This window comes from Streptomyces anulatus, from assembly GCF_000721175.1.
Lineage (GTDB): Bacteria > Actinomycetota > Actinomycetes > Streptomycetales > Streptomycetaceae > Streptomyces > Streptomyces anulatus_C.
This window is the reverse complement of sequence record NZ_JOEZ01000001.1, coordinates 161,962-184,464: the sequence shown is the minus strand read 5'-3', so window position 1 is coordinate 184,464 and position 22,503 is coordinate 161,962. Positions and strand designations below refer to the sequence as shown.

At 71.9% G+C, this 22,503-nt stretch carries 19 protein-coding genes; 9 read left to right on the top strand and 10 right to left on the bottom strand.

Features of this window, described 5'->3' with window-relative positions; all coding sequences use genetic code 11:
• The first annotated feature begins 2 nt into the window (after positions 1-2).
• The 4 genes from IG90_RS0100815 (at position 3) to IG90_RS0100800 (ending at position 4,737) form a co-directional block, all read left to right on the top strand.
• Positions 3-941, top strand: coding sequence for a DUF6457 domain-containing protein (locus tag IG90_RS0100815; protein WP_030575839.1), 939 nt, complete (start codon positions 3-5; stop codon positions 939-941).
• Positions 938-2,563, top strand: coding sequence for a molybdopterin molybdotransferase MoeA (locus IG90_RS0100810; RefSeq protein ID WP_233435853.1), 1,626 nt, complete (start codon positions 938-940; stop codon positions 2,561-2,563). Before IG90_RS0100815 ends, IG90_RS0100810 begins: the two co-directional genes overlap by 4 nt.
• The gene (locus IG90_RS0100805; RefSeq protein WP_030575835.1) at positions 2,521-3,657 is read left to right on the top strand and encodes a potassium channel family protein; all 1,137 of its coding nucleotides are present in this window, start codon (positions 2,521-2,523) and stop codon (positions 3,655-3,657) included. Before IG90_RS0100810 ends, IG90_RS0100805 begins: the two co-directional genes overlap by 43 nt.
• A gap of 87 nt (positions 3,658-3,744) precedes the next feature.
• On the top strand, positions 3,745-4,737 hold the full coding sequence (locus IG90_RS0100800) for an NAD(P)H-quinone oxidoreductase (protein ID WP_030575833.1): 993 nt from the start codon (positions 3,745-3,747) through the stop codon (positions 4,735-4,737).
• A gap of 117 nt (positions 4,738-4,854) precedes the next feature.
• Here IG90_RS0100800 and IG90_RS0100795 read toward each other — a convergent pair whose 3' ends face one another.
• The 6 genes from IG90_RS0100795 to IG90_RS0100770 all read right to left on the bottom strand — a co-directional run bounded on the left by IG90_RS0100795 (position 4,855) and on the right by IG90_RS0100770 (position 12,576).
• Positions 4,855-5,403: a bacterial proteasome activator family protein gene (locus tag IG90_RS0100795; protein ID WP_078585107.1), complete on the bottom strand. Its 549-nt coding sequence runs from the start codon at positions 5,401-5,403 to the stop codon at positions 4,855-4,857.
• A gap of 110 nt (positions 5,404-5,513) precedes the next feature.
• Complete coding sequence (locus tag IG90_RS0100790; protein WP_030575830.1) at positions 5,514-8,372, bottom strand: FtsX-like permease family protein; 2,859 nt, start codon at positions 8,370-8,372, stop codon at positions 5,514-5,516.
• Complete coding sequence (locus tag IG90_RS0100785) at positions 8,369-9,151, bottom strand: ABC transporter ATP-binding protein (RefSeq protein ID WP_030575828.1); 783 nt, start codon at positions 9,149-9,151, stop codon at positions 8,369-8,371. Before IG90_RS0100785 ends, IG90_RS0100790 begins: the two co-directional genes overlap by 4 nt.
• A 128-nt stretch (positions 9,152-9,279) precedes the next feature.
• Entirely contained in the window at positions 9,280-9,903 is a 624-nt protein-coding gene (locus IG90_RS0100780) for a PadR family transcriptional regulator (RefSeq protein WP_030575826.1), read from the bottom strand.
• A 106-nt stretch (positions 9,904-10,009) separates the two neighbouring features.
• Positions 10,010-10,444 carry a hypothetical protein gene (locus tag IG90_RS46805; protein ID WP_324604247.1) on the bottom strand — a complete coding sequence of 145 codons (435 nt, stop codon included), beginning with the start codon at positions 10,442-10,444 and terminating at the stop codon, positions 10,010-10,012.
• A 488-nt stretch (positions 10,445-10,932) separates the two neighbouring features.
• Entirely contained in the window at positions 10,933-12,576 is a 1,644-nt protein-coding gene (locus tag IG90_RS0100770) for a protein kinase domain-containing protein (protein WP_030575821.1), read from the bottom strand.
• Positions 12,577-12,913: 337 nt separating this feature from the next.
• On the opposite strand from IG90_RS0100770, the gene IG90_RS0100765 reads away from it, so the two are divergent.
• On the top strand, positions 12,914-14,506 hold the full coding sequence (locus tag IG90_RS0100765) for a protein kinase domain-containing protein (protein WP_030575819.1): 1,593 nt from the start codon (positions 12,914-12,916) through the stop codon (positions 14,504-14,506).
• A 77-nt stretch (positions 14,507-14,583) separates the two neighbouring features.
• Here the strand turns inward: IG90_RS0100765 and IG90_RS0100760 are convergent, their stop codons facing one another.
• The 3 genes from IG90_RS0100760 to IG90_RS0100750 all read right to left on the bottom strand — a co-directional run bounded on the left by IG90_RS0100760 (position 14,584) and on the right by IG90_RS0100750 (position 16,938).
• Positions 14,584-15,615 (bottom strand): phosphotransferase, encoded by a 1,032-nt coding sequence (locus IG90_RS0100760; protein WP_030575817.1) that lies wholly within the window; start codon positions 15,613-15,615, stop codon positions 14,584-14,586.
• A 130-nt stretch (positions 15,616-15,745) separates the two neighbouring features.
• Positions 15,746-16,195, bottom strand: coding sequence for a pyridoxamine 5'-phosphate oxidase family protein (locus IG90_RS0100755; RefSeq protein WP_030575815.1), 450 nt, complete (start codon positions 16,193-16,195; stop codon positions 15,746-15,748).
• 83 nt (positions 16,196-16,278) lie between these two features.
• Entirely contained in the window at positions 16,279-16,938 is a 660-nt protein-coding gene (locus tag IG90_RS0100750; protein ID WP_030575813.1) for a response regulator, read from the bottom strand.
• 348 nt (positions 16,939-17,286) lie between these two features.
• On the opposite strand from IG90_RS0100750, the gene pdhA reads away from it, so the two are divergent.
• From pdhA to IG90_RS0100735, 3 genes are read left to right on the top strand one after another with little or no spacing between them, the layout of a single operon-like run.
• A complete protein-coding gene (gene pdhA, locus IG90_RS0100745) occupies positions 17,287-18,447 on the top strand; it encodes a pyruvate dehydrogenase (acetyl-transferring) E1 component subunit alpha (RefSeq protein ID WP_030575812.1) in 1,161 nt (386 codons plus the stop codon).
• 2 nt (positions 18,448-18,449) lie between these two features.
• A complete protein-coding gene (locus tag IG90_RS0100740) occupies positions 18,450-19,430 on the top strand; it encodes an alpha-ketoacid dehydrogenase subunit beta (protein WP_030575810.1) in 981 nt (326 codons plus the stop codon).
• A gap of 11 nt (positions 19,431-19,441) precedes the next feature.
• On the top strand, positions 19,442-20,884 hold the full coding sequence (locus tag IG90_RS0100735) for a dihydrolipoamide acetyltransferase family protein (RefSeq protein ID WP_030575808.1): 1,443 nt from the start codon (positions 19,442-19,444) through the stop codon (positions 20,882-20,884).
• Positions 20,885-20,943: 59 nt separating this feature from the next.
• On the opposite strand, the gene IG90_RS0100730 is transcribed toward IG90_RS0100735, so the two are convergent.
• The gene (locus tag IG90_RS0100730) at positions 20,944-21,378 is read right to left on the bottom strand and encodes an ATP-binding protein (RefSeq protein ID WP_030575806.1); all 435 of its coding nucleotides are present in this window, start codon (positions 21,376-21,378) and stop codon (positions 20,944-20,946) included.
• A gap of 244 nt (positions 21,379-21,622) precedes the next feature.
• On the opposite strand from IG90_RS0100730, the gene IG90_RS0100725 reads away from it, so the two are divergent.
• On the top strand, positions 21,623-22,501 hold the full coding sequence (locus IG90_RS0100725; protein WP_030575804.1) for a helix-turn-helix domain-containing protein: 879 nt from the start codon (positions 21,623-21,625) through the stop codon (positions 22,499-22,501).
• Positions 22,502-22,503: the final 2 nt, after the last annotated feature.

The following is a 22,503-nucleotide window of genomic DNA, read 5'->3' as shown; positions in this document are numbered from 1 at the left end:
GCATGACCGCCTATGACGTGATCGTCCTTGCCGGCGGGGCCGCGAAGCGGCTCGGCGGCGCCGACAAGCCCGGAGTCCGGGTGGGCGGCCGGGCGCTGCTCGACCGGGTCCTCGCGGCGTGCGCCGACGCGGCCGTCACCGTCGTGGTGGGCGGTCGCCGTGCCACCGCCCGACCGGTCCTCTGGACCCGGGAAGTGCCACAGGGCGGCGGCCCGTTGGCGGCGCTCGGGGCTGGGCTGCGGCTGACGACGGCGGAGCACGTGCTCGTCCTCTCCGCCGACCTTCCGTTCCTCGGCCCGGGGACGGTCGGCGCACTGCTCTCCGCCGCCGGCCGGCCTGGCCGGGAGGGGGCCCTGTGCACCGACCCCGACGGGCGCGACCAGCCGCTCGTGGCCGCCTACCGTGCCGAGCCGCTCCGCCGGGAACTGGCACTGATCGCCACCGAGTACGGAGGCCTCGCCGGGCTGCCGCTACGGCTCCTGACGGCGGAGCTGGACCTCGCCCGGGTCGACGCGGGCCCTGACGCCGCGTTCGACTGCGACACTTGGGACGACATCGCCGCCGCCAGAGACCGGATCAGGGAGCATGGGACCGTGCTGGACGAATGGATCACCTCGGTGAAGAACGAACTGGGTATCGAACTCGACGTCGACACCGGTGTCCTGCTCGACCTCGCCCGTGACGCCGCGCACGGAGTCGCCCGGCCCGCCGCTCCGCTCACGACCTTCCTGGTCGGGTACGCGGCAGCCACGGCGAGCGCCGGCGCGGGACCCGACGAGGCCGCCGCAGCGGTCGCGGAGGCCGCTCGCAAGGCCACCGCCCTCGCTCTGCGCTGGGAGGCGGAGGCGAGCGCGGGCGGAGACGTGGCGAGTGGGCAGGCGGGCGGGTCGGCAGGCGGGGCGAAGCCCGACGCGGGCCGCGAGGGGACCGGGACACCATGACCGGCTCCGACCAGCCCCACCCTGACCGGCCCCGCCCCGGCCGCTCCCTACCCGACCTGACCTGCTCCGACGGGCCGCACAGCGGGTCCGGCGGCGACTTCCGCCCCACCGGGCCCGGGAGCGACCTCGCACGTGAGGAGGAGGAACGGGCCGTCGAGCAGGCGCTCGCCTTGGTCGGCGGGTCGAGCAGGCGTCCGAGCAGCAGGCGGGATGCCCCCGCCACCTCCCAGACGTCCGAAAGTGATCATCGGTCCCGGACGGACCGGGCCGCCCTGGAGGACCCCACGGTGACCCCGCCGCAAACCCCCACGCCGAAGGCCCCGCCCCTGTCCTGGGGCCGGGCGCGGGCGGTCGCGGCGAGGGCCGGGCGGGGCGGTCCGCTCGCGGCGATCCGGTTGCCGCTCGACCGTGCGCTCGGGCATGTGCTGGCCGAGGCGCTCGGCGCGCTCGCCGATCTGCCGTCCTTCGACACCTCGGCCATGGACGGCTGGGCGGTCGCCGGGCCCGGGCCCTGGGCGTTCGAGGCCGGTACGGGGCTCCTCGCGGGACGCGGCCCGGCCACCCCACTGCCCGACGGCACCGCCGTGCGGATCGCCACCGGCGCCCGCGTCCCGCCCGACACCACGGCGGTCATCCGCAGCGAGCACGCGCACGCCGACGGGGACAAGGGGCTGCTGCACGCCCGGCGGCCCGTGGTCACCGGACAGGACATCAGGCCCCGGGGCCAGGAGTGCCGTTCGGGCGAGCAGCTCGTCCCGGCCGGGACGGTCGTGACCCCGGCCGTGCTCGGTCTCGCCGCGGCCGCCGGGTACGACGCGCTGCCCGTCGTGCCCCGCCCGCGCGTCGACATCCTCGTCCTCGGCGACGAACTGCTCGCCGCCGGCCTGCCGCACGACGGGCTGATCCGTGACGCGCTGGGTCCCATGCTCGGCCCCTGGCTGCGGGCTCTGGGCGTCGAGGTCTCCGGGCCGGTACGCCTCGGGGACGACGCCGGGGCGTTGCGCGATGCCCTCGCCTCCTCCGACGCCGACCTGATCGTCACCACCGGAGGCACCGCCTCCGGCCCGGTCGATCATGTGCACCCGGTCCTCGACGCCCTCGGGGCCGAGCTGCTGGTGGACGGGGTGGCCGTCCGCCCCGGCCACCCCATGCTGCTGGCACGGCTGCCGGCTTCAGGACAGCAGCAGGGACAGCAGGAGCGGCAACCGGAGGGACGGGCGGAAGGGCGGCCGGGAGGACAGCCGGACGGGCCGTATCTGGTCGGGCTGCCCGGCAATCCGCTCGCGGCCGTGTCGGGTCTGCTGACGCTCGCGGAGCCGCTGCTCGCGGGCCTCGCGGGCCGACCCGCCCAGGACCCGTACCGGGCCCTCGTCCATGCCGAGGTGCACGGGCATCCGCACGACACCCGCCTCGTCCCCGTGGTCCACCGTGCGGGCCGGGCGGGCGGCCGTGACCATGTCGCTCCGCTTCGCTACAACGGACCCGCGATGCTGCGGGGCATCGCCGCGGCGGACGGGCTGGCCGTCGTACCGCCGGGCGGGGTACGGTCCGGCACCGAGGTGGAGATTCTGGATCTGCCATGGGCCCCGGCGACGCCGTGGACGGAAGGGTGTTTCACGTGAAACTTCCCGGCCACGATGCGATGGCCAGGCGGGCGGACGAAACGGTCGTGCCGACCCGGGTGATGCTTCCCCGCAGGGTCGTCGCCGGCCCGGCCCGCCAAGTGGGCAAGCGCCTGCTGATGGCGCTGCTCGTGCTGACCGCGACCGTGCTGATCGTCTGGCTCGACCGCGGCGGCTACAACGACACTGCCGACGGCAAGGTCGATCTGCTCGACGCGATCTACTACGCGACGGTCAGCCTCTCCACCACCGGGTACGGGGACATCGCGCCGTTCAGCGACGGGGCCAGGCTGATCAACGTGGTGCTCGTGACACCGCTGCGTGTCCTCTTCCTGATCATCCTGGTCGGTACCACCCTCGAAGTCCTCACGGAACGGACCCGGGAGGACTTCCGGCTGAAGCGTTGGAGATCCAACTTGCGTGACCACACCGTCGTCGTCGGCTTCGGAACGAAGGGCCGCTCGGCGATCCTGACCCTCTGTACCACCGGCCTGCGGAAGGACCAGATCGTCGTCGTCGATCCGGCCTCCAAGGTGATCGAGGCCGCCAACGCCGAGGGCTTCACCGGCGTGCTCGGCGACGCCACCCGCAGCGATGTCCTGCTGCGCGCCGAGCTCCAGAAAGCACGTCAGATCATCATCGCCACCCAGCGCGACGACACCGCCGTCCTGGTGGCCCTGACCGCACGTCAGCTGAACCGCGGGGCGAAGATCGTGGCGGCGGTGCGCGAGGAGGAGAACGCACCCCTCCTGCGGCAGTCCGGTGCCGACGCCGTCATCACCAGCGCCAGTGCCGCCGGGCGGCTGCTCGGCCTCTCCGTGCTCAGCCCCAGCGCGGGCACCGTGATGGAGGACCTGATCCAGCAGGGCAGCGGCCTCGACCTGGTGGAACGGCCGGTCATAAAGGCCGAGGTGGGCAAGAACGTACGGGAGACGGCCGACCTCGTCGTCAGCGTCCTGCGCGGGCACCGGCTGCTCGGTTACGACGACCCGGCGGCCAGCCCCCTTCAGCTGACGGACCGGGTCATCACCATCGTGCGGAAGAGCCCCAGCTCCACCACCGTGCCGAACAACTTGATGCCGCCGCGCCCTTGAACGTATACCGCGCCCTGAACGCACGCCCTGCCCCTGAACGCATGCCGCGCCCCTGAACGCGCGCCGCGCCGGAGTAGCCTCGCGGCCATGCATGCGATCACGATTCCCGAACCCGGCGGCCCCGAGGCGCTCGTGTGGGCCGAGGTGCCCGATCCCGTACCCGTCGACGGCGAGGTCCTCGTCGAGGTCGTCTCCAGCGCCGTGAACCGCGCCGACGTGCTCCAGCGGCAGGGCTTCTACAACCCGCCGTCCGGCGCATCCCCCTACCCCGGCCTGGAGTGTGCCGGCCGCATCCTCGCGCTCGGCCCGGGGGTGACCGGCTGGGCGGTCGGCGACGCCGTGTGCGCGCTGCTGGCGGGCGGCGGTTACGCGGAGAAGGTCGCCGTGCCGGCGGGCCAGCTCCTGCCCGTACCGGAGGGCGTCGATCTGGTGGAGGCCGCGGCGCTGCCCGAGGTCACCGCGACGGTGTGGTCCAACGTCTTCATGGTGTCCCACCTCCGCCCCGGCGAGACCTTCCTGGTCCACGGCGGCTCCAGCGGCATCGGCACGATGGCGATCCAGTTGGCGAAGGCGGTCGGGGCCCGGGTCGCGGTCACCGCGGGCAGTCCGGAGAAGCTCGCCCGGTGCGCCGAGCTGGGGGCTGACATCCTCATCAACTACCGCGAGCAGGACTTCGTCGAGGAGCTGCGCGAGAACACCGCCGGGGCGGGGGCCGACGTCATCCTGGACCTCATCGGCGCCAAGTACCTGGACCGGAACGTGCAGGCGCTCGCCGTCAACGGCCGCCTCGCGATCATCGGCCTCCAGGGCGGGGCGAAGGGCGAGCTGAATCTCGGCGCCCTGCTGACCAAGCGGGCCGCCGTCACCGCGACCTCCTTGCGGGGCCGCCCGCTCCACGAGAAGGCCGCCATCGTCGCCGCCGTACGCGAGCACGTGTGGCCGTTGATCGACGGCGGGGTGGTGCGGCCGGTGGTGGACCGGATGGTGCCGATGGCGGACGCCGCCGAGGCACACCGGGTGCTGGAGTCCAGCGCGCACATCGGCAAGGTCCTGCTGGTCGCCCCGTCGGCCGGTGCCTGACCTCCGTGAACAGCCACGCGGACGGCTGAACGGCCGCACCCACGACGAGGGGCCCGGCGCACATCACGGTGTGCGCCGGGCCCCACCCGGTCCTCGGTCTCCGAAAGCGGATACGGGTTACAGATACGGGCCCGAACGGATCGGGCCGTGCGGGTCCGCGCCGCCTTCCTCGTCCTCGTGGCCCATGCCGGGCGGCAGGGCGCGGCGCATCTGTTCCAGCTGGGCGCGGGCCGCCATCTGCTGGGCGAACAGCGCCGTCTGGATGCCGTGGAAGAGCCCCTCCAGCCAGCCCACGAGCTGGGCCTGGGCGATCCGGAGCTCGGCCTCGGAGGGCACCGACTCCTCGGTGAACGGCAGGGAGAGCCGCTCCAGCTCCTCGACCAGTTCGGGCGCCAGGCCGTCCTCCAGCTCCTTCACGGAGCTGTGGTGGATCTCCTTGAGCCGGACCCGGCTCGCCTCGTCGAGAGGAGCCGCCCTGACCTCCTCCAGGAGCTGCTTGATCATGCTGCCGATGCGCATGACCTTCGCGGGCTGTTCCACCATTTCCGTCACCGGGACCTCGCGCGACTCGTCGTCACTGGCACCGCCGCCGACAGCCATTCCGTCCTGCCCCACGACAAGGACCTGTGGGTGCTCCTGCGACCGGTCATTCCTCGGCATTTCCATGCCGCCATTGTCTCGCACACGTGCCGTACCCCATGTTGGTGCCCCCGGGAACGGATGATCCACCGTCCTCGGGGGCACCAGCACCCTTCCGGGAGCGCCGGAAGGGGAGTTCAGCCCGCGCGCCGGGCCAGTGTCAGCCGGGAGCTGGTGAGGGCGGCGGCGAGCAGTCCGGCGAGCAGCGGGACGACCAGGGCCAGCAGCCCGATCGTCTCCCACGGCATCACGATCGGCGTGTAGGCCGACTCCATCGGATCCTCCCGCATGTCCGCCAGCGCCGCGCGCAGGTCGGTCAGCCGCAGGGCGACCGCGGGTACGAGCCCCGCCGCCGTTCCCAGGAGGACGCCGGTCAGGGCGACGACCAGGCACTGGAAGCCGGACAGCGAACGCCGTACGCCCGGGGGCGCGCCCACCGCGCTGAGGGTGGTGAGGTCGGCCTCCGCGTCGGCCTTGGACAGCCCGGTCGTGATGGCCGCCGCGCCCAGGGTCACCACTCCGGCGAAGAGGGCGAGGATCAGCAGGATCGTGTCGTCGTCGGTCCGGTACCTCTCGTTCGAGGTCATCAGGTACCCGCGGTCCCCGGCCTGCTGGAGCGCCGCGTAGGCGGCCTGGGTCTCGGCGTCCGTGGGCTCGCGGTTGAGCGTGTAGAAGCTGCCGTGGTCCTCGACGTGCAGGCCGAGCCGCTCGGCGGTCTGCCTCGGCATGACCATCCGGATGCCCGGCGTCGCCGCGTAGCGGTCCGGCGCGACGTACACCTTCAGCCGGTCCGTGGTGGTGCGGGCCTTGCCGGGGTGCAGGACCCGGTTCTTCCGGTCGCGGTCGTTGTAGATGTGGGTGGCCTTGAGGGTGACCTCGCCGTTCTTCGCGTACGCCGAGTTCAGCAGGACGGGGGTGCCGTCGGCCAGGGCCTTCGCCGCTGCCGGGTCGTCGAGCTTCACGTACGAGTCGAGCACGTCCGCGCCCCCGATGACGATCTTGTCGTCGCTGGTGCCGAACGCGATCATGGTGTAGTTCTCGTCCATGCAGGCCGGGGAGTTCATCAGCCGCTTGTGCTCGTCGGCCGAGATCCGCAGGGCGAGCTCCTTGGCGCCCTTGCCCTTCAGCGGGCAGGAGTGGCCCTTGCCGGTGGGTTTGACGAGTCCGAGGGTGCCGCAGCCGTTCTCCTCCTCGTAATAGACCGAGCAGTCGCTGCCGGCCCAGACCCGTCCGATGTCGGCGCGTCCGCCGCTGATGGGGAAGCTCTGCTCGACGGCGGCCCGGGAGCGCGCCAGATCGGTGTTGTCGCCGACGCCGGAGTCCATCAGCGCGACGGTGCCGGGCGTCATGTTGGGCACGTGGTCGTACGCCTGCTCGGCGGCGTTGCTGCTGGTGTACGTGGCGATGGCGACGCTGCCCGCGACGGCCGCCATCACGGCGGCGACGGCGGGGGCGGTACGGCCCCGGTTGCGGGCCGCGTCGCGCAGGGCGATCCGGGGCGTCAGCGGGAGCCGTCGGCCGAGCCGGCCGAGGGAGCCGACGATCACCGGGATGCAGCCGAGGACCCCGAGTTCGGCGAGGACGGATCCGCCGGCGACGAGATTGGTGCTGCCGTTGATCCCGCCGTAGACGGCGACGCCGATGCCGAGGGCGAGGGCGACGACACCGATGACGGGCAGCACACGGGAGCTGCGGCGGGTGCCGCGCCTGCCGGAGAGCGACTCCAGGACGGACTGGCGGCCCGCGACGATCGCCGGGGCGAGCGCGGCGAGGACGCCGGTGACCAGGCCGAGCACGGCGATGCCGAGGATCTCCCAGGGCCGTACGGTCAGTTCGCCGAAGCGGCTGCCCGTGTAGTCCTCGATCATCGGGCGGAACAGGGCGGTCAGGCCGAACCCGGCGCCGACACCGGCCACCGCGCCGACCCCGCCGAGCACCGCGCCGCCCGCGAGCACCACGGCCCGGACCTGGCTCCGGCTGCCGCCGCACGAGCCGACCAGGCCCAGCTGCCGGCGCGAACGGCGGGCGCCCACGGCGAACGCCGGTCCGGCCAGCAGCACGATCTCCAGGACGGCCATGGCGGCCACCGTGAGAGCGGCCGCGGTCAGCGCCGCCTCCGTGTCGTACGAGCTGCCCATCATGGCCGCCATCGGGACCTCGGAGTCCGGCGGCGGATTCAGGACGACCTGGCGGGACTTGACCACCACGCCCTTCTCGTTGGCGGCGAGGATGTCCTGCCAGGTCACGCCCGCACCGGGCGGACCCTGGACCAGCCACCTCAGGTCGCTCGCCTGGGGCGGCAGTATGTTCTTGTCACCGTCGGCGGTCTTCTGCCAGGGGGCGATGACCGAGCCGGGGAGCGCGTACAGGGAATCGGCCCGCAGGTCGGCGGGCAGTTCGACCGCGCCGGTGAGCGTGTAGGTCTGGTCGGGGCCGCGCACGGTGACGCGGTCGCCGATGGACAGCCCGGACGACTCGATGAACTCCTCGGTCGCCGCGATCTCGTTCCCGGCCCGGGGGTAGGTGCCGTCGGTCAGCTCGATCCGGCCGCGCAGCATCGGGTCGGCGATGCGCAGTTCGGTGATCTCGGTGTCGGTGATGCCGTGGCGGGTGGTCACCGACGCGGGCACGCTGCGTTCGGTGAGGTGACGCGAGCCCTCGGGGAAGGTCGCGGGCACGTCGACCGGCTTCGCCTGCTCCTCGGGCGTCGGGTCCGTGGCGCCCTCGGGTGGGTTCCAGCTGATGCCGTCGGGCAACTGCTGCAGCTTGACCGGGCCCATGCTCGTGGCCGTGAAGCGGGCGTCGGCCGAGCCCAGCTCGGCGGTCAGCTTCTCGGCCTTCGTGGGCAGGGCGCTGCGGTAGGTGAGGTCGGCGGCGGTCACACCGAGGACCGGCAGGGCGATCATCGCGACGACCAGGGCGCTGCGGCCCTTGGCCCGGGCGGCGTCGCGCCGGGCTATGCGGAAGGCGGCGCGCCAACCGGGGAGGGGGTTCACGTGGCGGCCTCGGCGGTTCCGGCGGAGAGGAGGGATTCGGCTCCGGTGCTGAGCGTCTGGTCGACGATCGAACCGTCCCGGAGGAAGACGACCCGGTCGGCCCAGGCCGCGTACCGGGGCTCATGGGTGACCATGACGCCGGCCGCGCCCTGGTCGCAGCGGGTGCGCAGCAGGGCGAGGACGGCCTCGCCGGTCTCGGAGTCGAGCGCTCCGGTCGGCTCGTCGGCGAGCACGAGGCGCCGGTCGCCGACGAGGGCGCGGGCGATGGCGACGCGCTGCTGCTGGCCGCCGGACATCTCGTCGGGGAAGCGGTCGGCGATCTCCTCCAGCTTCATCTCGGCCAGCGCGGCGAGGGCCTCCTTGCGGGCCTTGCGCACGGAGACGCCGTCGAGTTCGCGGGGCAGCGCGATGTTCTCGGCGGCGGTGAGGGCGGGGATCAGGTTGTAGTCCTGGAAGACGTAGCCGACGCTGCGGCGGCGCAGGGCGGCCATCCCCTTGGGGCCGAGGGCGGCGATGTCCTGGCCCTCGATGACCACCTGGCCGCTCGTGGCGGTGTCGAGCCCGCCGGCCAGGGTCAGCAGGGTGGACTTGCCGGAGCCGGAGGGGCCCATCACGGCGACCAGTTCGCCCGGGTACACGGAGAGGTGGATTCCGCGCAGGGCGTGCACCTCGGCGATGCCGGAGCCATGGGTACGGGTCAGCGCCCGAAGTTCGAGTACGGGGCTGCCGCCGGGCGTCCCGGAGGACGACGGGGGCGGGGGTGTGGCGGACGCGGGCATGGCGGGTGGTTCCCCCTAGGAACGGACCGGGTCAGGTATGGGCGATGGCGACGTCGGCGGGACGGTCACCTTCTGAGCTGCGGGCCCCGGCGTCAGGGCCGGCACCGCTTGAGCCGTGCGCGCCGGTGTCAGCGCTTGGAGCGTGTCCGGCCGGCCAGTGCGCGGGCCGGACCTCGGGTGGCCGCGGGGCCGGGCTCGGCGGCGGGCTCGGTGGCGGCGGCCTCGGCGAGGCGCACGAGCCGGGACTCGCAGTGGTCGAGCCAGCGGGCCTCGGCCTCCGCCTGGAAGATCAGCTGCTCCACGACGAGCAGCCAGGCGACCTCGTCGCGGTTGGCCGGGACGTCGGCCAGGGCCTGGGCCTTGAGCCGGGTGTAGTCCTGCATCGCCTTGAGCGTGTGGTGGCGCTGGGACTGGATGACCTCCCGGATGTCGACGCCCGGCGCCCCCACGGCCATGGCGAGCTTGATGGCCAGTTCGTCGCGGGGCGGACTGGTGCGGTCCACGGGCGTCTCGAACCAGGTCCGCAGCTCGGTGCGGCCGTCCTCGGTGATCGCGTACAGATCGTGCCCGGCGTCGTCCGAGCCTTCCTGGACGATCATGCCGTCGCGCTCCAGGCGGCTGAGCGTCGTGTAGACCTGTCCGACGTTCAGGGGCCAGGTGGAGCCGGTGCGCGATTCGAACTCGGTGCGGAGCCGGGACCCGTAACGGGGGCCACGCTCCAGCAGGGCCAGCAGGCCGTGGCGGATGGACATACTGAGTATGTATACCGAGTATGTTCCTGTTGGCAAGTCTCGTCGGTACTTCTCGCCGTACGTCGTGTCGACGCTTACGCCGGGGCGGGACCGGTGGCCGCGACGCTCAGTTCGTGCGGCGCATACGGAACGCGAGGAAGCCGAGCCCGAGACCGACCAGGGCGATGCCGGTACCGAGCGAGACCTGCTGCACCCGTTGTACGGCCGCGGCGTCCAGGGGCTGTCCGGTCCGTCGCCCCGGATCGGTGAAGGCACCGGGCGGCGGGGTGGAGGCGGGCAGGTCGACGAGGTCCACGGGGGCCTCATCGGCCTCCTCGGGCTCGTCGTCCTCGACGGGGTCCTCGGCCTGCGCCAGCTCCAGCGGCGACAGCGAACGCCCGGGACGCGCCTTCCCGGCTCCGGCCTCGCGCCCGGCCAGGGGGGCGGTCGACCCGGAGACGTCGGGGGAAGCGGAAGGGGAGGAGGAGGGTTCCGGCGCGTCGGCCGCGGGCCCGGCGGGGGCCTGGGCCTCGGAGGGCCCGGACGCTGCCGGGGAGGACACGGCCGGAACGGCCCCCGAGGCTCCGGAGACCGGGACGCCGGATGGCAGGGGCAGGGCGGAAGGGAGCGCCGCAGGGGACGCGGAGCCCGACGGGACGGGCGGCGGAGAGGGCCGAGAAGCCTGAGGGGACGGGGCGGCGGATGCGGTGGCGGTGGGTCCCGACGCCCCGGGGGGCGACGCGGTGAGGGCCGGGCCGTCGGGGGCCGGAGACCCGTGGGCGGAGCCGTCCAGCGGCCCCAGCGCCGCTCCGGCCGCCGCCAGCAGACAGACCGCGCACCTCGACGACCACACGGCCGGAAGTCCTGGAGCCATGAGATCAGCGTCACACGGGCCCCTGTATCCGGCATCCCGGACGCGGTATCCGGAAATCCGGGGCTCGTTACCGGTCCACGACGAAGATCCGGCGAGATCCGTGGACCCGTGACGATCACCTTCGGACACCGCCCGGCCGGGCGGAGGCTCCGGAGCGGCGGCTCAGGACCGGCGGATCAAGAGGGCTTGCCGGTGGAGACCTTCAGCTCGAAGTGGGCGCCGCGCTCGTCGACCGCCGCACCGGAGGACGGGAACTGGCCGACGACCTGGCCGTCGGCGTACGTGTTGCCCGGCTCCGCGATCTCCTTGACCGTCCAGCCCGCGGCGGCCGCGCACGCCTTCGCCGACTGGATGTCCTTGTAGATGAAGCTCGGCGCGCGGACCTTCTTCGGGTCGTTGGAGTCCTCGGACGCGTTCGAGCAGTCCGTGTCCTTCATCGTCCGGTTGCGCTCCGGCGGGCGGTAGCCCTCCACCTGCTCGGTGCCCGTCTCGCCGCCCTTGCCCGCCTCGTCGTCCTTGCCGCCGCCCTGGAGGGCGATCGCGGTGATCAGGCCGCCGACGGCCAGCAGCGCGACGACGATCGAGCCGACGACGACCGGCATGTTCCGCTTCGAACCGCTGCCACCGGTGGTGCCCACGGCCGTCGCGTGCTGCGGGTTGATCGAGTACGGCGGCGGCGTCTGGTGGGCCAGCGGGCCCGGGGTCGGGTAGCCCTGGACCTGGCCGGACTGCGGGTAGCCGTAGCTCGGCGTGGGCGCCGGGGTCGGCCGGCTGTACGGGCCAGGCTGCTGGTGCTGCGGATGCGGCTGGTACGGCGTCTGGACGCTCTGCGGCGCCGAGGTGCTCTGGTCGACCGGCGGGAACACCGCCGAACCGACACCGGCACCGCTGTTGGCGGGCCCGCCGCCGGCCACGATCGCCGGGGCGCCGGTCTGGCCGCCGGAGGCGTTCAGCACGCGGGCGATCTCGTCGCGCATCGCGGCGGCGCTGGGGAAGCGCTCGTTCGGGTTCTTCTTGAGCGCGCGGGCGACGAGTGCGTCCATCGCCGGGGTGACCGACCGGTTGATGCTGGAGGGCGCGACCGGCTCCTCCTGCACATGCGCGTACGCGATGGCCAGCGGCGAGTCCGCGTCGAACGGGATCCGGCCGGTGAGCAGCTGGAAGAGCATGATGCCGACCGAGTACAGGTCGGACCGGGCGTCGACGCCGCGGCCGAGGGCCTGCTCGGGGGAGAGGTACTGCGGGGTGCCGACGACCATGCCGGTCTGCGTCATCGAGGTGACACCGGACTGCATGGCGCGGGCGATGCCGAAGTCCATGACCTTGACGATGCCGCGCTTGGTCATCATCACGTTGCCGGGCTTGATGTCCCGGTGGACCAGGCCCATCTCGTGGCTGGTCTCCAGTGCGGCGAGCACGTCCGCCGTCACCTTGAGGGCCTTGTCGGCCGGCATCGCGCCGTGACTGCGGATGTCGGCGGCCAGCACCGAGCCGAGCGGCTGACCCTCGACGTACTCCATGACGATGTACGGCATCAGCGCACCGCCGAGCTCGTCCTCGCCGGTGTCGAAGACGGAGACGATGTTGGTGTGCTGGAGCTTGGCGACGGCCTGCGCCTCACGCCGGAAGCGCTCGCGGAAGGACTGCTCGCGACCGAGCTCGGTGTGCAGGGTCTTGATCGCTACCTGACGGTCCAGGGCGGAGTCGTAGGCCAGGTACACGGACGCCATCCCGCCCTCGCCGAGCAGGTCGCGCAGCTGATAGCGGCCACCCGCGATCGCCCCGCCCGCATAGCGGCCCCGTGCGCCGTCCTGGCTCATGACTTGCATCCCCCTCGGCGGCGCGCGGTCGCACGCGGTGTTTCTGTCTGACGCGATTGCGTGCGACGCGGTTCCGTACAACGCGATTACGCGCCAAGTCTGCCGCAGGGGTCCGACACGTCAAGCCGGGTGCCCGTTCCGTGACCCTAAGTACAGGAAGCGTCTCGGAAGCGTTACAGGAAACGCATCAAATCCAGGTGTAGGACGCGCCGGGCGGTCCGATGATCCTGCCGCAGCGGAACCGTGGTGTCCGGCGGAGGCTGTAGCGTGACGTGGCAATGCAGCAAGGCACCGTGAGAACCCGCGGACGCGCGGACAGATACGACGGCGAGGACTGATGGCACCCGATTCCGAAGCAAACGGCGGCGGAGTTTCGGATGGCTCCGACGCCTGGGGCGTCGGCGGCGTCGTCGGTGACGGACGCTACCGGATGACCTACCGGCTCGGCCGGGGCGGCATGGCAGAGGTCTACGCGGCGGAGGACGTCCGGCTCGGACGGACGGTCGCGGTGAAGCTCCTCCGATCCGACCTGGCCGAGGACCCGGTGTCCAAGGCCCGCTTCACCCGCGAGGCACAGTCCGTCGCGGGCCTCAACCACCATGCGATCGTCGCCGTGTACGACTCCGGCGAGGACGTCGTGGGCGACCGGACCGTCCCGTACATCGTGATGGAGCTGGTCGAGGGCCGCACCATCCGCGATCTGCTCCTGACCGCGGAGGCCCCGCCGCCCGAGCAGGCGCTGATCATCGTCTCGGGCGTGCTGGAAGCCCTCGCGTACTCGCACCAGCACGGTATCGTGCACCGCGACATCAAGCCCGCCAACGTGATCATCACGGACTCCGGCGCGGTCAAGGTGATGGACTTCGGCATCGCCCGCGCGCTGCACGGCGCGCAGTCGACGATGACCCAGACCGGCATGGTCATGGGCACCCCGCAGTACCTCTCCCCCGAGCAGGCGCTCGGCAAGGCCGTCGACCACCGGTCCGACCTGTACGCCACCGGATGCCTGCTCTACGAGCTGCTCGCGCTGCGGCCCCCGTTCACCGGTGAGACCCCGCTCTCGGTGGTCTACCAGCACGTCCAGGACATCCCGGTGCCGCCGTCCGAGGTCTCGGACGTGGTGCCGCCGGAGCTGGACGGGATGGCCATGCGGGCGCTGGCGAAGGACCCGGACGACCGGTTCCAGAGCGCCGAGGAGATGCGCGGGCTCGTCCAGTACAGCCTGCAGATGCTCCAGGTGCAGGGCGGCCACACGGGCACGTGGAACACCGGTCCGGTCTCGCTGCACGAGGGGGGCCGGACGCCGCCGCACGGGATGTCCGGCTCCACCCGCGCGATGGGCCACCCGGTGCACGGGGACACCTCGCAGGGCCCGATCCTGCCGCCGTTCAACCCGGATGACGGGGGCTACGACGGCGGGCAGCGGCGGTCCGGCTCCGGGCGCGGCAAGATGTGGCTCTTCGTCCTGCTCGCGCTGGTCGCGATCGGTGCGGGGGTCGCCTTCGCCGTCAACGCCGCGAAGGACGACGGCGGGAAGAAGAACCCGGTCACGCCGAGCACCTCGGTCAGTCAGTCCGAGGAGGAGCCCTCGGAGGAGCCGTCCGAGGAGGAGAGCGACGAGCCGGAGGACTCGGACACGTCCACCGGCGGTCAGACGCAGCCGAACCCGCCGCCGTACAACCCTCCCCCGACCCGGAGCGAGCCCTCGTTCACCCCGTCCCCGACCCCGTCCGAGCCGGACCCGGGGACGACGGACGGCAACACCATCGAGGGCGGCAGCGGGGAGCCCACGGGCGACCCCACCGACCCGACCACCGACCCCGGGACTCCGGGCGGGGCCGGCGGCGGAGGCGATGACGGCGGGGCCGGCGACGACGGCGGTACGGGCACCACGCCCGGCGACACGTCCCTGGGTGCCACGACGGGCTAACGCACCACCGCACCACCCCGTGAGCCCGGCGTGCGCCCTGTTGGCGCGCGCCGGGCTCCTGCGTGTCGCACCACCCTTCACTCCGTGAAGGCCGCGCACACCGCCTCGTACTCCCGCGTCCACCACACCGCCAGGGCCGCCACCGCGGGGAACTGCGGGTCGGCCCTGCGGTCGTCGAGGCGGTAGCGCCAGCGGAGTATCCAGAAGTCGTTGAGCCGCTCCCACCACACCCGGTGCACCGCGGCCGCCAGCTCCGCGGCCCCCGCCCCGGCGGCCCGCCGGTACGCGCGGGCGTACGCCCGTACCTTCGCGAGGTCCAGTTCTCCGTCCGGCCGGACGAAGAAGATCGCCGCCGCCCGTACCGCCTCCTCGGCGCGCGGCAGTACGTCCAGCCGGTCCCAGTCCACGATCGCGACCGGGTCGGCGCCCCGGTAGAGCAGATTCAGCGGGTGGAAGTCCCCGTGCACCCAGCCGGTGGCGGGCCCCTCCGGGGTGGGTGGGCGGCGGTGGGCGTGCTGTTCGAGCAGGGCGCGGCGCTCCACGAGCCGGTGCACGGCGAGTTCGTCGAAGGCGTCGCGGGGGGCGTCCCGGCCGCCCTGCCCGCGCGCGGCGGCCAGCAGGTCGTCGATCAGCGCGAAGGTGTCGGCGGCGTCCGGGCTGCGGTGCCCCGGCCGGGCGGGCGGGCTCGCCGGATGCGGGCCGTCGCGCGGCGCCATGACCTGCTCCAGGCCGGTGTGCACGGTGCCCAGGAGGGTTCCGAGCCGGCGGGACTGGGCGGGGGTCAGCTGGGCGCCGACGCGGTGGAGGCCCTCGACCCAGGGATGCAGGGCGTAACACCGTTCGCCGATCACGGCGACGGTGTCGCCCCGGGTGTCCGCCAGGGGTGGGACGACGGGTACGCCGAGCGACTGCAGGCGCTGGGTGGCGCGGTGCTGGCGGACGATCGAGGCCCGTTCGCCGCTGGTGTCGTCCAGGTGCTTCTTGTCGAGATGGTGCTTGAGGAAGTAGGAGCCGCTCGTGGTGGAGACGCGGTATCCGTGGTTCAGCAGGCCCTTGGTGATCGGCTCGCAGGCGAGCGGCTCGCCCACGCCCGGGTAACGGCGCAGCACCTCGCCGACCGGGGGAACAGGTGGACGAGTGACATATGAGCGCGGCACTTACCAAATGTTAGATCACTCTGCGTGGTCGCTCTGCGGACTTGCGGTCACGCCCACGGATGCGCTAGAGCGTCCCGACGCCTCAGAAGGCCAGCGTGTGTTCCGTGACGAAGTGCGGGTCGACCCGGAGGTACGCCGGCGCGTAGGGCTCCCCGTCGACAGAGACGGGGGCGGCGCCGAACAGTTCCTCCTGCTCGGGGCAGAGGTGCACGATCTCGGCGGGGCCGGTGAACTGCACCGACCACAGGCTGCCGCCGTCGCCGGACGCCGCGTCGTCGTAGTTGTCCGCCCCGTACGCGACGACGCTGCCGTCGCACGCCTCGTGGTGGCCGAAGCCGCTGTGCATCCGCAGCAGGATGCGGCCGTCGCTCACGATGTGCCGGGCCACCGCCAGGAACGGCAGGGCCCGCATGCTGGTCGCGAGGCGGCCGTACGGGACCCGGCCGAGCAGCTCGATCGGCTCGGTCCGCTCGCCCGTCGCGGTCGCGGCGCGCCGAACCGTCTCGGTCGCGGGGAGTGCGTCGAAGGACATGGACTCCACTGTCCCCCGGCCGTAGGGGACGCGTAAGGGTCGCCGGCCCCGGTTGGTACGGGACCAAAGTCCCGGCGGCAGCCTCAGCGGCGCTCGGCCTGGAGCCGTGCGACGTACGCGGCCGCCTGCGAGCGGCGCTCCATGCCCAGCTTGGACAGCAGGCTGGAGACGTAGTTCTTGATGGTCTTCTCGGCGAGGTGCAGGCGCTCCCCGATGACCCGGTTGGTCAGGCCCTCGCCGATCAGGTCCAGGATCCTGCGTTCCTGTTCGGTGAGGCCGGCGAGCTTGTCGTCGCCCTTGCCCTTGCCGCCGTCGCGCAGCCGCTCCAGCACCCGGGCGGTCGCCACGGGGTCCAGCAGCGATTTTCCGGCGGCCACGTCCCGGACCGCATTCAGCAGTTCGGAGCCGCGGATCGCCTTCAGCACGTATCCCGACGCGCCCGCCATGATCGCGTCGAAAAGTGCCTCGTCATCGGCGTACGAGGTGAGCATCAGGCATTTGATGTTCTCGTCCTGGGAACGGACTTCCCGGCACACCTCGACACCGCTGCCGTCCGGCAGCCGCACGTCGAGCACCGCCACATCGGGGCGCGTCGCCGGGATCCGCACCAGGGCGTCCGCGGCCGTACCGGCCTCGCCGACCACCTCGATGTCCGCCTCGGCGGAGAGGAGCTCATGGACGCCACGCCGGACGACCTCGTGATCGTCGAGCAGAAATACCGTGATTTTTCCTTCTTCGCGCACGATCGCAGTCTCACACACTCGCTTCCCCTCCGCTCTTCCCTGGCGCTGATTCGCGGGATAACGTGCCGTTGTTCCGGCGGCCCGCAAGGCTGTTTCCAGTGCCCTGACCAGCAGAGCTTCGCGATTTTTTCGATTTACTTGGAAATCCAAGCAAAATCGCAGGTCAGATAGGGTTTCGCAGTTTAGCGACGCACTGGGTAACGTGCCTATGACAGGGCGCTCGCCGGGGCACCTGTCACGCCTGATCCCGGCCGGCCGGCACCCACCCCGTGCGCGGTCACCGGATTCAGGCGAGCCGCACTGGTTCCCGGCAGACCCCGGGGGCCGGACCGACGGAGGAGCACGCACGTGACCGTGGAGAGCAGTGCCGCCGCGCGTAAACCGCGACGCGCCAGTAAGCGGACCAGCGCCGCGAAGAAGCCGCAGAGTTCCGAGCCCCAGCTCGTACAGCTGCTGACGCCCGAGGGTGAGCGCGTCGAGCACCCGGACTACAGCATCGACCTGAGCGCCGAGGAGCTGCGCGGCCTGTTCCGCGACATGGTGCTCACCCGCCGCTTCGACGCCGAGGCGACCGCCCTCCAGCGTCAGGGCGAGCTGGGCCTGTGGGCCTCGCTGCTCGGCCAGGAGGCCGCCCAGATCGGCAGCGGGCGGGCCCTGCGCGACGACGACTACGTCTTCCCGACCTACCGGGAGCACGGGGTCGCCTGGTGCCGTGGCGTCGACCCGACCAACCTGCTCGGCATGTTCCGCGGTGTGAACCACGGCGGCTGGGACCCGAACAGCAACAACTTCCACCTGTACACGATCGTCATCGGCTCGCAGACGCTGCACGCCACCGGCTATGCCATGGGCGTCGCCAAGGACGGCGCGGACTCCGCCGTGATCGCGTACTTCGGTGACGGCGCCTCCAGCCAGGGCGATGTCGCGGAGTCGTTCACCTTCTCCGCGGTCTACAACGCCCCGGTCGTGTTCTTCTGCCAGAACAACCAGTGGGCCATCTCCGAGCCCACCGAGCGCCAGACCCGCGTGCCGCTCTACCAGCGCGCCCAGGGCTACGGCTTCCCCGGCGTCCGGGTCGACGGCAACGACGTCCTGGCGTGCCTGGCCGTCACCCGCTCCGCGCTGGAGCGGGCCCGCCGCGGCGAGGGCCCGACCCTGGTCGAGGCGTTCACCTACCGCATGGGTGCGCACACCACCTCCGACGACCCGACGAAGTACCGGGCCGACGAGGAGCGGGCCGCCTGGGAGGCCAAGGACCCGATCCTGCGGCTGCGCGCGTACCTGGAGAAGGAGAAGCTCGCGGACGAGGCCTTCTTCACCGCGCTGGACGAGGAGAGCGAGACCCTCGGCAAGCGGGTACGGGAAGCGGTACGCGCGATGCCCGACCCGGACCCGATGGCCCTGTTCGAGCACGGCTACGCCGACGGCAGCTCCCTCGTGGACGAGGAGCGGGCCCAGTTCGCCGCCTACCAGGCATCGTTCGCCGACTCTGCCGAGGAGGGCAAGTAGCCATGGCCGTGGAAAAGATGTCCATCGCGAAAGCGCTCAACGAGTCGCTCCGCCTCGCCCTCGACAACGACCCCAAGGTCCTCATCATGGGTGAGGACGTCGGCAAGCTCGGCGGCGTCTTCCGGATCACCGACGGACTCCAGAAGGACTTCGGCGAGGACCGGGTCATCGACACCCCGCTCGCCGAGTCCGGCATCGTCGGCACGGCGATCGGCCTGGCCCTGCGCGGCTACCGACCGATCGTCGAGATCCAGTTCGACGGCTTCGTCTTCCCCGCGTACGACCAGATCGTCACGCAGCTCGCCAAGATGCACGCCCGCGCGCTCGGCAAGATCAAGCTGCCGGTCGTCGTGCGCATTCCGTACGGCGGCGGCATCGGCGCGGTCGAGCACCACAGCGAGTCCCCCGAGGCGCTCTTCGCGCACGTCGCGGGCCTGAAGGTGGTCTCGCCCTCCAACGCGAGCGACGCCTACTGGATGATGCAGCAGGCCGTCCAGAGCGACGATCCGATCATCTTCTTCGAGCCCAAGCGGCGCTACTGGGACAAGGGCGAGGTCGACACCGAGTCCATCCCCGGCCCGCTGCACCAGGCCGTGACCGTCCGCGAGGGCAGCGACCTCACGCTCGTCGCGTACGGACCGATGGTGAAGGTCTGCCTGGAAGCGGCCGCGGCCGCCCAGGAGGAGGGCAAGTCGATCGAGGTCCTGGACCTGCGCTCGATGTCCCCCATCGACTTCGACGCCATCCAGGCGTCGGCCGAGAAGACCGGCCGGGTCGTGGTCGTCCACGAGGCGCCCGTCTTCTACGGCTCCGGCGCGGAGATCGCCGCCCGGATCACCGAGCGCTGCTTCTACCACCTCGAAGCGCCCGTACTGCGGGTCGGCGGCTACCACGTCCCCTACCCGCCGGCGCGGCTGGAGGACGAGTATCTGCCCGGCCTGGACCGGGTGCTCGACGCCGTCGACCGCTCGCTGGCGTTCTGAGGAGAGGGTTCGTGACGACGATGACCGAAACGTCTGCTCGCTTCCGTGAGTTCAAGATGCCCGACGTGGGCGAAGGACTGACCGAGGCCGAGATCCTCAAGTGGTTCGTCCAGCCCGGCGACACCGTCACCGACGGACAGGTCGTGTGCGAGGTCGAGACCGCGAAGGCGGCCGTCGAGCTGCCGATCCCGTTCGACGGGGTGGTGCACGAGCTGCGCTTCCCCGAAGGCACGACCGTCGACGTCGGCCAGGTGATCATCGCGATCGACGTGGCCCCGGGCAGCGGCGACGCCCCGGCCCCGGCCGCCGCTCCGGTGCAGGAGCCGGTGGGGGAGCCCGAGGCGGAAGCCGAGCCGAAGGGCCGTACGCCGGTCCTGGTGGGCTACGGCGTCGCCGAGTCCTCCACCAAGCGCCGCCCGCGCAAGGGGGCGTCGGCCGCTCCGGAGGCCGCCGCCGTCGCGGCGGCGGTGCAGGCCGAGCTGAACGGGCACACGGCGCCCGCCGCTGCTCCCGCGCCGGCCGGTGCTCCGGCCGGCGGCCGCCCGCTGGCCAAGCCACCTGTCCGCAAGCTCGCCAAGGACCTGGGCGTCGACCTGGCGACGGTGGTGCCGACCGGCAAGGACGGCATCATCACCCGCGAGGACGTCCACGCGGCGGCTCCGGCTGCTGCGGCCTCTCCGGCCGCTGCGCCTCCGGTCGCCGAGCCGGTGGCAGCGGCTGCCTCCGCGACCCCGGTCGCCGCGGCCGTCTCCGCCCGCGAGACCCGTATCCCGATCAAGGGCGTCCGCAAGGCCATGGCGCAGGCGATGGTCGGCAGCGCGTTCACCGCGCCGCACGTCACCGAGTTCGTCACGGTCGACGTGACACGCACGATGAAGCTCGTGGCCGAGCTGAAGGAGGACAAGGACATGGCGGGGGTGCGGATCAACCCGCTCCTCATCATCGCCAAGGCCCTCCTTGTCGCGATCAAGCGGAACCCCGAGGTCAACGCCACCTGGGACGAGGCCAACCAGGAGATCGTGCAGAAGCACTACGTGAACCTGGGCATCGCGGCGGCCACCCCGCGCGGTCTGATCGTGCCGAACATCAAGGACGCGCACGACAAGACGCTGCCGCAGCTCGCGGCGTCCCTGGGCGAGCTGGTCACCACGGCCCGGGACGGCAAGACCTCCCCGGCCGCGATGTCCGGCGGCACGGTGACCATCACCAACGTCGGCGTCTTCGGCGTCGACACCGGTACGCCGATCCTCAACTCGGGCGAGTCCGCGATCCTGGCGGTCGGTGCGATCAAGCTCCAGCCCTGGGTCCACAAGGGCAAGGTGAAGCCGCGTCAGGTCACCACGCTGGCCCTGTCGTTCGACCATCGCCTGGTCGACGGCGAGCTGGGCTCCAAGGTGCTGGCCGATGTGGCGGCGATCCTGGAGCAGCCGAAGCGCCTGATCACCTGGGCGTAACGCGTTGTGCCGGTGGGCCCGTACGTTTCTCCGTACGGGCCCACCGGCATGTCCGGCCCTCACCGTACGGAGAGTTCGGCGTACACCGTCTTGCCGACCGTGCGTGGCTCGACGCCCCAGTCGTCGGCGAGCTGGGCGACGATCAGGAGGCCGCGCCCGTAGCAGTCGTCGGCGTCGGGCTCGCGTGGTTCGGGAAGCCGCTCACCGCGCGGATCGCTCACCGCGATACGGAGCGCGCTCGCGGTGAGGGTGAGGTGGACCCGGAAGAGCCGGCCCCGGATCGCCCCGTGCAGCAAGGCGTTGGTGGCCAACTCGCTGACCAGGAGAGCCGCGTCTCCGGCCAGGGAGGGGTGCCCCCACTGGAGGACGAGCCGGGCGGCGCGGTGCCGGCTGAGGACGACGCTGTGCGCGGTGGGCGTGTAGTCGACGTGATCCTCGCGGAGGACGGGGTCGGGGTCGGGGGTGGGTACGGGGGCCGTCTGGGCTGCGGTCATGGGCACGTGCCTCCGGGGTGGGGTGGGCGGTGGCGATGTCGCGGCTGCGGTGCGCCGGGCCGTGATTCTTCGGTTCCGGCGCAGGGCGGGGCGGTGCACTTCCGCCGAGTTGGCTCCGCTGTGCGAGCGGTGGAGTACCGAAAGTAGTCATCTCCAGAGGGCGAGGGCAAGTGAAACGGAGACATTTGTCCCCAACGGGGGACGGCGGTCGACGCGTCGCCCCGGAAAGCGGGACACTGGAGCCGTGAATCCAGCGACACCGCAAGGGAACCGGTCGTCAACTGTCCTGGGACGCAGGCTCGGTAGTGAGCTGCTGCGCCTGCGGGACGCGTCCGGGAAGACGCAGCAGCAGGCCGCGCAGGTCATCAGCGCGACCAACTCGAAGATCGTTAAGATGGAGCGGGGCTGGGTTCCGATGAGGGACCCGGACATCCGAACCCTCTGTGAGTTCTACGGCCTGGAGGACGAGAAGTCCGTCGGACGGCTGTTGGAAGTCGCCCGTGTGGACCGGGAACGCCGTAAGGCGAAGGGCTGGTGGAACCAGTACCCGGAGCTGCGCTCGCTGGTCGAGTACGTTGCGCTCGAGGACATCGCGACAGGCGTCCGGACTTGGCAGGGGGCCTTCGTTCCCGGGCTGCTCCAGACGCCGGACTACGCCAGGGCGCTCGCGGTCGGCAACGCGGACTGGGACGACCCGGACGAGATCGAGCGTTTCGTCGAAGCGAAGATCGCACGGCAGGCACGTCTTACGGACAGCGTTCCGCTGGCGTTGTGGGCGATTGTCGCCGAGGCGGCCCTGCGCCAACTGGTCGGTGGCCGCGAAGTGATGCGGGCTCAGCTGGCCCACCTGGCGGACGCGGCTGCTGAGCCAAATGTCACGGTGCAGGTTGTCCCGTTCCTCGCGGGATCTCACCCGGGCATGACCAGCGCTTTCAGCATTGTCTCGTTTGCTGAACCCGGTGCGATGGACGTGGTCTACATGGACACGACGTCGTCTACGCTGTGGCTGGAGAGTGAGACGGATGCAGCCCGCCACAACGTCACATTCGGTCGCATTGCCAGAAGCGGACTCGCTCCCCGCGATTCCATCGCTCTCATAGGGCGTATTCGCAAGGAGTTGTAGCT

Coding starts and splice junctions, on each gene's coding strand:
- IG90_RS0100730 (WP_030575806.1), bottom strand. CDS start 21,378: ATGACCGCAGCCCAGACGGCCCCCGTACCCACCCCCGACCCCGACCCC.
- IG90_RS0100765 (WP_030575819.1), top strand. CDS start 12,914: ATGGCACCCGATTCCGAAGCAAACGGCGGCGGAGTTTCGGATGGCTCC.
- IG90_RS0100755 (WP_030575815.1), bottom strand. CDS start 16,195: ATGTCCTTCGACGCACTCCCCGCGACCGAGACGGTTCGGCGCGCCGCG.
- IG90_RS0100785 (WP_030575828.1), bottom strand. CDS start 9,151: ATGCCCGCGTCCGCCACACCCCCGCCCCCGTCGTCCTCCGGGACGCCC.
- IG90_RS0100805 (WP_030575835.1), top strand. CDS start 2,521: ATGGGCCCCGGCGACGCCGTGGACGGAAGGGTGTTTCACGTGAAACTT.
- IG90_RS0100810 (WP_233435853.1), top strand. CDS start 938: ATGACCGGCTCCGACCAGCCCCACCCTGACCGGCCCCGCCCCGGCCGC.
- IG90_RS0100815 (WP_030575839.1), top strand. CDS start 3: ATGACCGCCTATGACGTGATCGTCCTTGCCGGCGGGGCCGCGAAGCGG.
- IG90_RS0100770 (WP_030575821.1), bottom strand. CDS start 12,576: ATGAGCCAGGACGGCGCACGGGGCCGCTATGCGGGCGGGGCGATCGCG.
- IG90_RS0100740 (WP_030575810.1), top strand. CDS start 18,450: ATGGCCGTGGAAAAGATGTCCATCGCGAAAGCGCTCAACGAGTCGCTC.
- IG90_RS0100800 (WP_030575833.1), top strand. CDS start 3,745: ATGCATGCGATCACGATTCCCGAACCCGGCGGCCCCGAGGCGCTCGTG.
- IG90_RS0100780 (WP_030575826.1), bottom strand. CDS start 9,903: ATGTCCATCCGCCACGGCCTGCTGGCCCTGCTGGAGCGTGGCCCCCGT.
- IG90_RS0100795 (WP_078585107.1), bottom strand. CDS start 5,403: ATGGAAATGCCGAGGAATGACCGGTCGCAGGAGCACCCACAGGTCCTT.